Origin of the sequence: Nocardiopsis exhalans, assembly GCF_024134545.1 — a bacterium.
In the GTDB taxonomy this organism is placed as follows: domain Bacteria; phylum Actinomycetota; class Actinomycetes; order Streptosporangiales; family Streptosporangiaceae; genus Nocardiopsis; species Nocardiopsis exhalans.
In genome coordinates, this window is sequence record NZ_CP099837.1 from 2,701,446 (window position 1) to 2,714,791 (window position 13,346).

Genomic DNA, 13,346 nt, shown 5'->3' on the forward strand with positions numbered 1-13,346 from the left:
AATGGACCTCGGGGTGAGTGAACAGGCCCCCGAGGTCTTGTTGTAAGGTTTCTTTACGGTTCGGGTTGCCCGCCCGGCCGTGAGCCGTGTGCCGCCGCGGGAGTTCTCCGAATTCCTCGCGGCGGGGCGCTGGATCGGAACCACAAGTTCCGGACAGCACTTCTTTTACGCCAGCCCAGGGCCTTTCTTTGTGTGCCTCGAAACCCCTTCCGGTTTTCGTCGTGCGAAATGACCCTTTGTTTCGGGCTGTCCCAGTGGACAGTTCGGACTGGAACGGAGAAGTCGTGCGTAAGTCCATCGGTGTCCGGCTCGAACGCCGCACCATGTTCGTCGAGGAGACGTTCGACGTCGCCCGGGAACTCCAAGCGGAGTTCGGGGAGCGGGCCGTCTACCTACTGGAGTCGCTGGGCGGCCCCGACCGGGACCGTGAACGGGCGATCATCGGCATCGGCCCCCTGGTCACCACCGAGGTGCTGGACAGCCGGATCGAGATCACCGGCGACACCGCACTCCGAGAGGCGCTGTGGGGAACGCTGCGGGAGGCGGTACCGGGCCTGACCCGGCAGCAGGAGCAGGCCGGGGGCGGGGCGGTGTTGGACGAGCCCACCCGCCTCTGGGACGTCCTGCGGGAGATCACCGGCTGCTTCGACGCACCGCAGGCCTCGGACGCGCGGCCCGACTTCGGGTTCCTGACCGTCCTGTCCTACGACGCCGTCCAGTACGTCGAGGCGCTGCCGCGCTCCATCCCGCGCGACCGGGCTCGGGTCCCGGACCTGGCGCTCACCCTGTACGCCTCGATCCTCGAGGTCGACCTGCGGACCGGCGCAGGAACCCTGACCACCGCGCACAGCGATTTATGGCAGGCGGTCGACCCGGACCGGGTGGCCGCGGCCGTCGAACGCGCCGCAGCCAGAGCCGGAGCCGCTTCCGGAGCCGCAGCAGCAGCCCCTGAAACCGGGCCCCGGCCGCACCCGCCGAGCACGGACGCGGAGGCCTCCCCCGAAGTGCTCCGGGACGACTACCTGGGCTGGGTCGGCATCGCTCTGGAGCACATCCGGGACGGCGACGTCTACCAGGTGCAGCTCGGCTACGACGTCACGCTGGACAGCGGGCTCCAGCCGTGGGAGATCTACGCGCGCATGCGCCGCACCAACCCGTCGCCGTTCATGGGCATGCTCCCGCTGCGGGACACCACCCTGCTCAGCGCCAGCCCCGAACTGCACGTCCTCCTCCAGGGCGGCGGCGCGACCATGCGCCCCATCGCCGGGACCGCCCGCCGCACCGGTGACGAGAGCGCCGACGAGGCGGCGGTCCACTACCTGAGGACCGCGGAGAAGGAGCACGCCGAGCACATCATGCTGGTGGACCTGTGCCGCAACGACCTGGGCCGGGTCGCGGTGCCCGGTTCGGTGCGCACCCCGGTGATGATGGCGGTGGAACCCTATTCGCACGTCTTCCACCTGGTCTCGACCGTTACGGCGACGGTGGAGCCGGGGTTCGACGTCTTCGACGTCATCAGGGCCACCTTTCCGGCCGGGACCATGACCGGCGCTCCGAAGGTGCGGGCGATGGAGGTCATCGAGTCACTCGAATCCAGCCCACGCGGTCTCTACGCGGGCGTATTCGGGGTGATCGGTATCGGCGGATACGCCAATCTCGCCCTCACCATCCGCTCCGTCTTCTGCTCCGGGAACACCGTTTCCTCCCGCGCCTCGGCGGGAATCGTGGCGGATTCGGTTCCGCGGTCGGAATGGGACGAGACGCGCGCCAAACTCAGCGCCGCGGTCGAGGCGACGACGGGCGGGACTCTGGCATGAGGGTTCTTCTGGTCGACGCGTTCGACAGCTTTTCACACATCATCTACCAGTACCTCAGAATGGCGGGCGCCCAGACCCGGGTCGTCCGCTCCGGTGACCTGAGCCCGGCCGACGTCCTGGCCGCCCCGGAGGACGCCGTGGTGCTCGGCCCCGGGCCGGGGCACCCCGCCAAGTCCGGCCACGTCGAGATCCTTCAGGCCGTCGCGGGCGCCAAGCCCGTCCTAGGGATCTGCCTCGGGCACCAGGCCATCGCCCTGGCCTACGAGGGCACGGTCGACCACGCGGTCCGGCCGATGCACGGCAAGAGCAGCCTGGTGCGCCACGACGGACAGGGCCTGTTCGCGGGGCTGAGCGGGCAGGTGAGCGTGGTCCGCTACCACTCGCTCGCCGTCCGCCGGTTGCCCGAACCCGGGCCGCTCGTGGTCACCGCCGAGGCCGACGACGGCACGGTCATGGGTCTGCGCCACCGGACCCTGCCGGTCGAGGGAGTGCAGTTCCACCCCGAGAGCATCTCGACGGGCACCGGCTTCGAGATGATCGCCAACTTCGTCCGGGGAGGGCGCTCATGACGGCGGCGAACACAGGATTCCCCGACCCGGAACTCCCGGACACGGGTCCCACGGACACGGCACTCCCGAACCCGGAACTCCCGGACACAGGGCTCTCGTTCGTGGCCGTCAACGGCTCCGCAAGGGCGAACGGAAGCAGCGCCGCCGCGCTGGCCGTCGCCCAGGAGCACCTCGCCGAGAGCGGCGTCCAGCTGGAGGTCATCCACCTGGCCGAGCGGCGGATCCAGGCCTGCCGGTGCGGAGGATGCAACTCCCGGAGCACCCCCTGCCCGGTCGACGACGACGTCGCCGACATCGTCCGCGTCATGACCGGGGCGGACGGGATCGTCTACACCGCGCCCGTGTACGGCTACGGCGCCTCCTCCCTCATGCAGACCTTCATCGAGCGCGCCGGGGTCGGGCGGCTGCGGTTCGACCGGCCGCTCACCAACAAGGTCGGGGGAGTGGTGGTGGTCGGCCGCCGCTACGCACACGAGTCCGTACACGCGCAGATGCTGCACAACCTGCTCCTGAACCGGCTCATCATCCCGGGCAGCGGGTTTCCGGCCACGGTGCGCGCGGGCGGCCCCGACACCGTCACCCGCGACACGGAGGGCATGTCGGCGATGCTGGCCATGCTCGACCGGATGCTGGCACTGGCCGAGGCGCTGCGCGGGCGGCCGATCCCCGTTCCCCTCGGTGTCGAGACCCGGTTGGGGGTGCTGTCGTGAGCACCGGGGCCGCGGCGCCGTCGGTCCTGCGCTCGTCCGACTTCCGGTTCATGCTGTCCGGCCGCGCCGCCTCGACCGCGGCCACGGCCGTGACCTGGGTGCTCCTGCCGCTGCACGTGTACGACATCACCGGTTCGGCGACCGCCGCCGCCTCGATGAGCGCGATGAACGTCGTGCCCTTCCTGCTCTTCGGGCTGTTCGCCGGGGCCTACGTCGACCGGTTGCGCCCGCGCACGGTGATGGTCGTGGTCGAGGTGGTCAGTGCGTTGGTGCTGCTCCTGGTCCCGGCCGTCGTCCTGCTGTCGGAACCGCCGTTCGCCGTCTTCCTGGTGATCGGGTTCCTGGCGTCGAGCGCCTTCGTCTGGTTCGACGTGGCGTCCTCGGCGCTCGTGCCCGCCGTCGCGGGACCCGAGCGCATCTTCCAGGCCAACGGCCACCTGTGGATGGCTGCGACGATCGTGAACGCGGTCGCAGCCCCGGCCGGGTTCTTCCTGCTGGACAGGATCGGTCTGGCCGGGGCCTTCCTGGTGATCGCCGGGGCCTACGTGGTCTCGGCGGTCCTCACCTCCTTCCTGAGGGCCGGACGCAGCGCCGCCGACGGGGCACAGGGGAGGGAGGGGAACCGGGTCGGCTGGTCGGAGATCCTCGAAGGCCTCCGGTTCATCCGCTCCGACCGGGTGGTGGGCGTGCTCACCCTGGCCGGGGCGGGGATCGGGATCTCCGGCGGCGCCGTCTACAGCACCATCGTGGTCTTCTCCGACCTGTCGCTGGACCTGCGCACGGACGACATCCGGGTTGGCTGGATCATCGCCGGGTGCAGCGTCGGCGCCCTGATCGCGGCCGTGCTGACGCCCCGGCTCAGGTCCCTGGACCCGGTACTGGTGTCGGCGGTGACGCTCGCCGTCGACGTGGTCCTCCTGGTCGCCTACGCGTGGTCACCGGGCTGGGTGGTGGCGCTGGTCCTGCTCGCGGGATGGAACACGGCCCACACCATCGCGATGATCGTGAGCATCTCGGTGCGCCAGCAGCGCTGTCCCGCCCACCTCCAGGGCCGGGTCAACGCCGTCGGCCGGATGGCGGCCTGGGGCGCGGTGCCGCTGGGCGGCGGGCTGTGCGGTGTGCTGATCGACCTCACCGGTCAGGCACCGGCCGCTCTCACGATCATGGCGCTGCCCTCGCTGGCCGCGTTCGGTTTCGTGCTTTCTGTGGTTTTCGTGCGGCGTGCTGAGTCGCCTGATGTGTCGAAGGAGAACGCGTGAAGGTCCTTTTCGTGGCGTACAGCCGCAGCAGCCTCGGCCACGTGGTCCGCTGCGTGACCGCGGCCGAACTTCTGGTCGCGGCCGGGCACGACGCCGTCGTGGCCTGCCATGAGTCCGTGCGCGCCGTCGTGGAGTCGCGGGGGGTCGGCTGGCGGCCGGTCCGCGAGATCGAACCGGCCCCGGCCTGGACCGGGATCCGCGACCGGGAGGCGCTGCGCGGGTTCGTCCGCGGCCGCCTGGCCAGCCCGGCTTACGTGTCGATGTGCCTGGAGGACGAGCTCGCTCTCATCGACGACTACGCACCCGACGCGGTGGTGGCGGACATGCGCAACACGGCCCCGGTCGCCGCGTCCCTGCGGGGGATCCCCGCGTGCAGCCTGCACAACCTGCGGCTGTTCCAGAACCCCATGCACGTCATCCTGCCCGAGCTGCTGGTGACGCTGGACGGGGCCGGGGTGGGCGAGGAACACGCCCGAGCGGTGTTGGGGGACACGATGCTCGTCCCCGACCTACCGGTGCTCGACCCGCTGACCGAGGTGCCCGCCGAGACCATGGCGCTGGTGGCCTCCCTGGTCCCCGAGATCCGGCACGTCGGCCCGATCGTGGCAGCGGACACACTGCGCGTCGCGGGCACCCCGCGCGCGGAGCTGCCGCAGCGGCGCGGCCGGGACCGGCTCGTCTCCGTGCTTCTGGGCGGCGGCGCCTGGTCGCAGGCCGTGCTCGACGGCCTGGTGGCCGCCCTGCCCGCGGACGTTCAGGCGGAGGTCGTGCTCGCCCGCGAGCCCGAGGGCGAGGTGGCGCGTGCCTATCCCGAGCGGGTCCGGGTCACGGGGTTCCGCCGGGACGCGGTCGACCTCATGCGCGCCTCGGACGCGGCGGTGGTGCATGGCGGGCACGGCACCCTGGTGGACGGGCTGATCGCCGGGACACCCATGGTCTGCGTCCCGGAGACCGCCGAACAGGAGCGGAACGGGCGGCGGGTGGCCGAACTCGGGATGGCGGAGGTCCTGTCGGCCGACGCCCTGACCGATCGCCTCGGTGTCGCGGTCAAGGCCGCTCTGTCCGCCGAGCGTCAGGAGGCCTCGGAACACTTCGCCGGAAGGCTGCGCGGGACCGCAGCGGCCGGGGACCTGGTCGCGGCCGTGGAGAGGAGCGCGATCCTCTCATGAGCACGGACACGGACACGGACATGGACAGGGGCATCAGCCTGACCTGGGCGATCATGACCCACGCCCGCCGTCGCGAGCACGCCGAGCGCCTGGCCGGGCTCTGCTCCGAGCCGGCCCCGACGGTCGTCGAGGACCCCGGGGCGGGCTCCACGATCGTGACCTCCGCGGCGGCGTGGGCGACGGCCGCGGGTGCGAGCCACCACATCGTGCTCCAGGACGACGCCCTGCCGGTCGAGGGCCTGGCCGCACGCGTGGTCGACCTGGTATCCCGGGCGCCCGACGCCGCGATCAGCCTGTTCACCGAGTGGGGGTGCCGTACCGCGACCCGGGTCCGGATCGCTGCCCTGGCGGGCGAGGCCACGGCACCGGTCGTCGACCCCTACGTGCCGTCGTTGGCGCTGGTCCTGCCGACCCCGGTGGCGCTGGCGTTCGCCGAACACGCGCGCGGGCTCGACCCCGCCACCCCGGACGACGTCGCGCTGCGGGGTTTCCTCAACGACCGGGGCGTGCGCCAGCTGGTCTCGGTGCCCAACCTCGTGGAACACGACACGAACGGAACCACCCCGAGCCTGACCGGGAACGCCTTCCAGGGGGTGCGACGATCCGTCTGCTTCGGACCACCGCCCCGGGCTGAGGAGAATGTGTCTTCGGGGAGCGCTCCCCGGTTGGCGCACATCGGCTGGATGCGCGCCACGGCCGAGGTCTTCGATGATTCTCCCCAAGCGCCGCCGGCGTTCGTCGGAACCCCGGTCGCGCAGGCGCTGCCCGAACAGGTCGAACCCGCCCTGTTGGCCGAGCGCTTCGAGGAGACGATCACTCGCGTCGCGCGCGAACACGGGCCCGAGCTCACCCGGTTGCTTCACCGGACCGTGCTGTTCGAGCTCTGGACGGTCTGGTACGCCAACGGGCTGGGCTCCGGACTGCGTGCTGAGCACCTCGAACGCGGCCGCCTCGATCCCGTGGCGGAGGCGGCGCTGGGGACCGTCCTACCCGGGGTCTTCCGCCGCTACGTGCCCGTCGAGACCCTGGAAACCGTCCGGGACCACACCGTCACCTTCGTGCTGGACGCCATGCGGTACGGGGCGGCCGAGCCGACCGAGGTGCGAGAGGAGTGGCTCAAGGGCTGACGAGGAACCACGGGAGGGCCGGTGGCCGATGGGCCCCGCACCCCGGATTCAGGGGGCGGGGCCCGGACCGTTCCGTTGAACAGTTGCGCGGGCGGCGCCGTGCGCGGGCGGGCGGCCAGGTCACGAGGCCGTAGGCTGGGAGGGTGCCCACTCACGTGGGCATCGAGTACGAGCTGAAGCGAGTCGAGGGAGCGTTGTGGGCGAGGAGACGGCCGGTGCGGGGCGGGCGGAACTGCGTCGGGTCACGGTGGTGGGCACGGGCCTGATCGGAACGTCCATCGCGCTCGCCCTGCGCGCCCGCGACGTGGACGTCACCCTCTTCGACCCCGATACCGCCTCTCTGCGGCTGGCCTGCGACCTCGGCGCCGGGCGTCCGCTGGACGAGACGGCCGAGTCCGCGCCCGCCGACATCGCGGTGATCGCGGCCCCGCCCGCCGTCGTCCCGGCGGTGCTCCGTCAGGCCCAGGACCGCGGCCTCGCCCAGGTGTACACCGACGTGGCCAGCGTGAAGTCGAGTGTGCTGGAAGGCGCCGAACAACTCGGCTGCGATATGGCGACCTTCGTGCCCGGCCACCCCATGGGCGGTCGGGAGAAGCACGGCCCCGGCGCCGCCCGCGCCGACCTGTTCCTCGGCCGTTCCTGGGCGCTATGCCCCACCGGCAAGGCGGACCCCGGTTCAGTCGCGGCCGTCACCGAGCTGGCCCGCCTGTGCGGGGCCGACCCGCTGGTGCTGGAGGCGCAGGCGCACGACCGTGCGGTGGCTCTGGTCTCGCATGCCCCGCACGTGGCATCCTCAGCGGTGGCCGCCCGGCTGGTTGGCGGGGACGAGACCGCGCTGACCCTGGCCGGGCAGGGCGTGCGCGACGTGACCCGCATCGCCGGGGGCGACCCGTCCATGTGGGCGGAGATCCTCACCCACAACGCCGGACCCGTGGCCGATGTCCTACGCGAGGTGGCCGCGGACCTGGCCGCGACCGCGGAGGCGCTGCACGCCCAGTCCGCAGCCGCCTCTGCGACGGCCTCCGACTCCGCGGACGGCCCGGAAACGGACGAGATGGAGCCTGTCCGTGACCTGCTCGCCCGGGGGCGCAGCGGACACGGCCGAATCCCTGGCAAGCACGGTGCGGTCCGCCGCCCTGAGTACACGGTCATCCCCGTGGTCATCCCCGACGAGCCCGGCGCGCTGGGCCGACTGTTCGCGGCGGCCGCTACCGCGGGAGTCAACATCGAGGACGTACGGATCGAGCACACCCCCGGCCTGCCGCTGGGTGTGGCTGAGCTTTACCTGCTCCCCGAGGCCGTGGACACCCTCGCCGAGGCGCTCTCCGCCGACGGCTGGTCGGTGCACCCGGGGGTGTGACCCGCCCGTGAGCGCGTGTGGTGCCGTGTGTTCTGGTGGGGAGCTCCGTAAGTAAACTCACGGAGCTCCGCGAGCGTTTTACGGAGCTCCGCACGCAGGTAGGCTGAGGCGTTGGCGGTAGCAAGTACGGCCGTCACCCAGGCACAGTGATTTCGGGAGTCAGCAGCAGTGAGCGCGCAGGGCAAGGGCATCGTCATCGCCATCGACGGTCCCTCCGGGTCGGGCAAGTCGAGCACGGCCAAGGGTGTCGCCAAGGCGCGGGACCTGCGCTACCTCGACACCGGGGCCATGTACCGGGCCCTGACCTGGTGGATGCTGGACAACAAGATCGACGTCAACGACGCCGCCGCGGTGGCCGCCAACGTCGAGCGACCCGTCATCGTGATGGGCAGTGACCCGTCCGCCCCCACCGTGACGGTGGACGGCCGTGACGTGGCTGCCGAGATCCGCGGCAAGGAGGTCACCACCAACGTCAGCGCCGTCTCGGCCGTGCCCGAGGCGCGTGAGCTGCTGGTGCGGACCCAGCGCGAGGTCATCGAGGCTGCCCGCGACGAGAGCGCGGGTATCGTGGTCGAGGGCCGTGACATCACGACCGTCGTCGCCCCCGAGGCCCCCGTCAAGCTGTTCCTGACCGCCAGCGCCGAGGCGCGTGCGCAGCGGCGCAGCAAGGAGGTCCGGACCGGTGACGTCGCGGCGACCCAGGCCGACCTGGCCCGTCGTGACAAGCTGGACTCCAGCCGCAAGCACTCGCCGCTGACGCAGACCGCCGACGCCACCGAGCTCGACACCACCGGCCTGACCCTCGACGAGGTCATCGCCCTGGTCGTCAAGCTGGCCGACGAGGCCCGCGAGGCTCAGGCCTCCTAACGGCCGACGGCGCGCGGGCGTCGCACCTGCCCCACCGGGCGGGAGGCCGGGGAGAGACCGGCCACACCACCCCCGTCAGGGGGAACACAAGATCATCCACGGGGGTTGCCCCTCGTGGCAGGACACGGGCGCCCGCAGCGGCGCCCGTGAGTGATTCACGTGGCGATCGCGTCGAATCCTTGACACATCCTCACGGCACGCATCCTGGGCGCGTGAGGACCTGGAACCGGGAGTATGAGTACATGAGTGAGTTCGACGTATCCGACGTGGGCGTGGCGCCCGAGGGCGAGGAGGCGGCACTGCCCGTCGTCGCCGTCGTCGGCCGACCCAACGTCGGTAAGTCCAGTCTGGTCAACCGGATCATCGGCCGCCGTGAGGCCGTGGTCGAGGACGTCCCGGGTGTGACCCGTGACCGGGTGGCCTACGACGCCGAGTGGCAGAACCACCGCTTCACGCTGGTGGACACCGGCGGTTGGGAGACCAGCGTCAGCGGCCTGGCCGCGATGGTCGCCCGCCAGGCCGAGTACGCCGCGCAGACCGCCGACGTGATCCTGTTCGTGGTCGACGCGACCGTGGGCATCACCGACGCCGACGCCGCGGTCACCCGCGTCCTGCGCGCCACCAAGAAGCCCGTGGTGCTGGCCGCCAACAAGGTCGACGGCGGGCAGCAGGAGGCTGACGCGCTTGGCCTGTGGAACCTGGGCGTGGGTCAGCCCTTCGCGATCAGCGCCCTGCACGGCCGCGGTACCGGCGACATGCTGGACGCCGTCGTGGAGGCCTTCCCCGAGACCCCCGAGGGTCAGGGGGAGGACGACGACGAGGACGGCCCGTCCCGGATCGCCCTGCTGGGCCGCCCCAACGTGGGCAAGTCCAGCCTGCTGAACCGGCTCGCCGGTGAGGACCGCGTGGTCGTGGACTCCGTGGCGGGTACCACCCGTGACGCGGTCGACGAGCTGATCGAGCTGGGCGGCAAGACCTGGAAGTTCATCGACACCGCCGGTATCCGCCGCCGGTTCCGCGCACTCCAGGGCGCCGACTACTACGCGACCATGCGCACCGGCACCGCCCTGGAGCGGGCCGAGGTGGCCGTGGTGCTGATGGACGTCAGCGAGCCGCTGGCCGAGCAGGACATCCGGGTCGTGGAGCAGGTCGTGGAGGCCGGTCGCGGTCTGGTCCTGGCCTTCAACAAGTGGGACATCCTCGACGAGGAGCGCCGCGTCTACCTGGAGAAGGAGATCGACCGCCAGCTGGCGCGGGTCTCCTGGGCGCCCCGGGTGAACATCTCCGCGGCCACCGGCCGCCACATGGAGCGGCTCGTTCCGGCGATCGAGACCAGTCTGGCCGGTTTCAACCAGCGCATCTCCACGGGTCAGCTCAACAACTGGCTCAAGGAGCTGGTGGCGGCCACCCCGCCGCCGGTGCGTGGCGGCAAGCAGCCCAAGATCCTGTTCGCCACCCAGGCCGGTGCGCGTCCGCCGCACTTCATCCTGTTCACGACCGGTTTCCTCGAGGACAACTACCGCCGCTTCATCGAGCGCCGGCTGCGCGAGGACTTCGGCTTCGAGGGGACCCCGGTGCACATCAGCATGCGGATCCGCGAGAAGAAGGGCGCGACCCCGGGCCGCGCCTCCAAGGGCAGTGTGCGTCCGGACCGCAAGCCGCGCGGCGGCGGCCGCCGCTAACCCGGCGTTCAGCCCTCGGCCCGTGACCGGACACCGTCCCGGTCACGGGCTTCGTCGTTTTCCGGACGGGTACGTCGGCCACCGTGGTGAGGGGGCGCGGGTCGCCCGTCAACCGGCCCCGTGCCCTTCGGCCAGTGGCGGTGCTGGAATCGGGAGGTCGGACCCACCAGCCAGGCGGACGTCCACCCGCGAACCCATGGCTTCAGTCATGGGCGCTCGCCTGGGATCGCTGCTGCGCCTTCCACGCCCGGTGGAGTTCGCGGCGGCGTTCGTAATCCCTCTTGGCCCGCAGGCGTGGGTCGGCCTCGGGGCTCAGGGCGGCTGGGCCCATGACCTGCAGGAGCGCGTAGTTGATACGGAACCCCATCCTGTACAGCAAGGAGAACGAGTCTTTCCCGTGCGGTTTGTCCATGGCCGTTTCCCTCGCAGTTCGGTGGAGTCGCTGGCGCTCACCCGGGGCTCGTGGAGAAGCCCCTTCCTTGAGCCATATTGTTAGTGCACTAAATGATAGCCCACGAACATGCGAGGCGGGCTTCGGGGAAACTGCCTGCGCGGCCACGGACTCTCCTTCTGCGCGATCGAGGGCGCACCGACGGTCCAGCTGCGGGGACTCAATCCCGATCCGGTGTTCGTGGGCTAAGTATTAGTGAGCTAATCCTGAGTATGATCGTCTTACGCGTGCTGGAGCAGACACATCGAGGTGGGTTATTTGGCCGAGGAGCAGCAGCTGGACGATCCGCTGGCCCTGGAACACCAGGTCTGCTTCTCTCTGGCGGTGGCCTCGCGCATGGTCATCGGCCTGTACCGGCCGGTGCTGGCGCCCCTCGGGCTCACGCATCCCCAGTACCTGGTCATGCTGGCGTTGTGGCAGTTCGAACCGCTGTCCGTCGGTGAGATCGCGCAGATGTTGGAGTTGGAGTCCGCAACGGTCTCGCCGCTGCTCAAGCGTCTTGAGGCCTCAGGGCTGGTAGTGCGGGAGAGAGCGGCCGAGAACGAGCGTCGGCTGACGGTCAGGCTCACTCCACAAGGCCGTGAACTGCGCAGCCAGGCGGAGTCCATCCCCGCCCAGATGATGGAACGCCTGGGTCTTGACATGGGCCAACTCCAGGATCTGAACAGCGCGCTCCAACAGGTGATCACCAAAGCGGGCCGCGCCGAGGCAGGGGAGCCCGGCTCCAAGAGCGGCGACGGCTCCGGCTGAGGGCACGGCCGACAGGCCATCAGAAGGGGCGCTCCGCCGTCGTGGCGGAGCGCCCCTTTCGTCGTGCGGTCCTGGGAGCCGGTCAGGAACGGTCGGAAGCGGTCAGGAGTCCGAGGGCAGGCGGCGGACGTTGCTGCCGCGGATCCCCGATCCGAAATCACCGCTCTTCCTCGGATAGGGCAGCTTCCCGGACGTGCCCGGTTCGCGCTCGGGCACCGGGATGGCCGGGGCGCCGGGTAGCGGCTGCCCGGCGCTCTCCTTCATCCGCCAGACCACCAGCACACCCACGGCCCCGGCGGCCATCACCAGCCAGGCGGGCGAGTACAGGTTGCCGGTGGACTGCACCAACGACTCGGCGATCAGCGGGGTGGTGCCACCGAACAGCGCCACCGAGACGTTGAAGCTGATCGCCAGCGCGCCGTAGCGGACCTTGGTCGGAAAGAAGGACGGTAGCGCGGCGGGCGCCGCCCCGGAGAAGTGCACCAGGGTGATCGCCAGCACCACCACGCCCAGGGCCGCCGTCCATACGCTGCCCTGTTGCAGCATCCAGAAAGCGGGCAGGGACAGCACGATCGCGAAGACGCTGCCCGAGAGCAGGATCGGCCTGCGGCCCACGCGGTCGCTCATGAACCCGAACAGGGTCACCGTGGCCAGCATGAACACCATCGCGCCCAGGGTGACCACCAGGGCCAGGGTCGTGCTGTACCCCAGCTCCGCCTCCAGGTAGGTGGGCAGGTAGGCGGTCACCATGTAGTTGTTCACGTTGAAGACCAGGACCAGCCCGATGCACAGCACCATGGCGCGCCACTGGCCCACGACGGTCTCACGCAGCTGGCCCTTGCGCCGCTCGCCCCGGGAGTCCTTGGCGAAACCGTCGGTGTTCTGGTTGAAGACCGGGGTGTCGTCCAGCTTGAGCCGCAGGTAGAGGCCGACCGCGCCGAGTGGCAGGGCGAGCAGGAACGGCACCCGCCAGCCCCAGTCCTGCATGGTGTCGGAGCCCAGCAGCAGGGTCATCACGGTGACGATGGCGGCGCCGCCGACGTAGCCGCTGACCGTGCCGAACTCCAACCAGGAGGCGAGGAAGCCGCGGCGCTTGTCCGGCGCGTACTCGGCGATGAACGTGGTGGCCCCGCCGTACTCGCCACCGGTGGAGAAGCCCTGCAGCATGCGGGCGACCAGCAGCAGGATCGGCGCGGCGATGCCGATGGTGGCGGCCGAGGGGATGAGGCCGATGGCGAACGTGCTGACCGCCATGAGCAGCATGGTGAACGCCAGCACGTGCTTGCGGCCGACCCGGTCGCCGAGCGGGCCGAAGAACATACCGCCGAGCGGGCGTACGAGGAAGGCCGCGGCGAAAGTGGTGAAGGTGGCGATGAGCTGCACGCCGGGCGACTGCGCCGGGTAGAAGACCAGCCCGATCGTCACGGCGAGATAGCTGTAGACACCGAAGTCGTACCACTCGGTCGCGTTGCCGATCGCCGCGGCGGTGACGGCCTTGCGGGTGGCCTTGTGATCGGTCTTCAGGGCCTGCTGCCCCTGACGCGGTTGTTCGCTCACGTCTCTCCCTGGGTGAAATCACCTGGAG

12 protein-coding genes are annotated in these 13,346 nt (G+C 70.7%); 10 read left to right on the forward strand and 2 right to left on the reverse strand.

The features are described from left to right. Positions 1–284 precede the first annotated feature (284 nt). The 9 genes from NE857_RS12065 to der all read left to right on the forward strand — a co-directional run bounded on the left by NE857_RS12065 (position 285) and on the right by der (position 10,560). On the forward strand, positions 285–1,817 hold the full coding sequence (locus tag NE857_RS12065) for an anthranilate synthase component I family protein (RefSeq protein WP_254421057.1): 1,533 nt from the start codon (positions 285–287) through the stop codon (positions 1,815–1,817). Next, the gene (locus NE857_RS12070) at positions 1,814–2,386 is read left to right on the forward strand and encodes an anthranilate synthase component II (RefSeq protein ID WP_254421058.1); all 573 of its coding nucleotides are present in this window, start codon (positions 1,814–1,816) and stop codon (positions 2,384–2,386) included. The genes NE857_RS12065 and NE857_RS12070 overlap by 4 nt, the downstream gene beginning before the upstream one ends. Next, positions 2,383–3,096 (forward strand): flavodoxin family protein, encoded by a 714-nt coding sequence (locus NE857_RS12075; protein ID WP_254421059.1) that lies wholly within the window; start codon positions 2,383–2,385, stop codon positions 3,094–3,096. The genes NE857_RS12070 and NE857_RS12075 overlap by 4 nt, the downstream gene beginning before the upstream one ends. After that, complete coding sequence (locus tag NE857_RS12080; RefSeq protein ID WP_254421060.1) at positions 3,093–4,355, forward strand: MFS transporter; 1,263 nt, start codon at positions 3,093–3,095, stop codon at positions 4,353–4,355. The genes NE857_RS12075 and NE857_RS12080 overlap by 4 nt, the downstream gene beginning before the upstream one ends. Then, the gene (locus NE857_RS12085; RefSeq protein ID WP_254421061.1) at positions 4,352–5,524 is read left to right on the forward strand and encodes a nucleotide disphospho-sugar-binding domain-containing protein; all 1,173 of its coding nucleotides are present in this window, start codon (positions 4,352–4,354) and stop codon (positions 5,522–5,524) included. The genes NE857_RS12080 and NE857_RS12085 overlap by 4 nt, the downstream gene beginning before the upstream one ends. After that, positions 5,521–6,651, forward strand: a complete 1,131-nt coding sequence (locus NE857_RS12090; RefSeq protein ID WP_254421062.1) for a hypothetical protein — start codon at positions 5,521–5,523, stop codon at positions 6,649–6,651. Before NE857_RS12085 ends, NE857_RS12090 begins: the two co-directional genes overlap by 4 nt. A 196-nt stretch (positions 6,652–6,847) precedes the next feature. Further along, positions 6,848–8,011, forward strand: coding sequence for a prephenate dehydrogenase (locus tag NE857_RS12095; RefSeq protein WP_254421063.1), 1,164 nt, complete (start codon positions 6,848–6,850; stop codon positions 8,009–8,011). A gap of 168 nt (positions 8,012–8,179) precedes the next feature. Further along, positions 8,180–8,878, forward strand: a complete 699-nt coding sequence (gene cmk / locus NE857_RS12100; protein ID WP_254421064.1) for a (d)CMP kinase — start codon at positions 8,180–8,182, stop codon at positions 8,876–8,878. 242 nt (positions 8,879–9,120) lie between these two features. Next, entirely contained in the window at positions 9,121–10,560 is a 1,440-nt protein-coding gene (gene der, locus NE857_RS12105) for a ribosome biogenesis GTPase Der (protein ID WP_017579899.1), read from the forward strand. Positions 10,561–10,762: 202 nt separating this feature from the next. On the opposite strand, the gene NE857_RS12110 is transcribed toward der, so the two are convergent. Then, positions 10,763–10,972 carry a hypothetical protein gene (locus NE857_RS12110; protein ID WP_254421065.1) on the reverse strand — a complete coding sequence of 70 codons (210 nt, stop codon included), beginning with the start codon at positions 10,970–10,972 and terminating at the stop codon, positions 10,763–10,765. Positions 10,973–11,260: 288 nt separating this feature from the next. On the opposite strand from NE857_RS12110, the gene NE857_RS12115 reads away from it, so the two are divergent. Next, on the forward strand, positions 11,261–11,761 hold the full coding sequence (locus NE857_RS12115; RefSeq protein ID WP_254421066.1) for a MarR family winged helix-turn-helix transcriptional regulator: 501 nt from the start codon (positions 11,261–11,263) through the stop codon (positions 11,759–11,761). Between the two features lie 102 nt (positions 11,762–11,863). Here the strand turns inward: NE857_RS12115 and NE857_RS12120 are convergent, their stop codons facing one another. Continuing rightward, entirely contained in the window at positions 11,864–13,318 is a 1,455-nt protein-coding gene (locus tag NE857_RS12120) for an MFS transporter (protein WP_254421067.1), read from the reverse strand. Positions 13,319–13,346 lie beyond the last annotated feature (28 nt).

What these genes read in the sequence shown, in the direction of transcription:
- NE857_RS12070 (WP_254421058.1), top strand. Translation starts at nt 1,814, where the DNA reads ATGAGGGTTCTTCTGGTCGACGCGTTCGACAGCTTTTCACACATCATC.
- NE857_RS12075 (WP_254421059.1), top strand. Translation starts at nt 2,383, where the DNA reads ATGACGGCGGCGAACACAGGATTCCCCGACCCGGAACTCCCGGACACG.
- NE857_RS12090 (WP_254421062.1), top strand. Translation starts at nt 5,521, where the DNA reads ATGAGCACGGACACGGACACGGACATGGACAGGGGCATCAGCCTGACC.
- der (WP_017579899.1), top strand. Translation starts at nt 9,121, where the DNA reads ATGAGTGAGTTCGACGTATCCGACGTGGGCGTGGCGCCCGAGGGCGAG.
- NE857_RS12110 (WP_254421065.1), bottom strand. Translation starts at nt 10,972, where the DNA reads ATGGACAAACCGCACGGGAAAGACTCGTTCTCCTTGCTGTACAGGATG.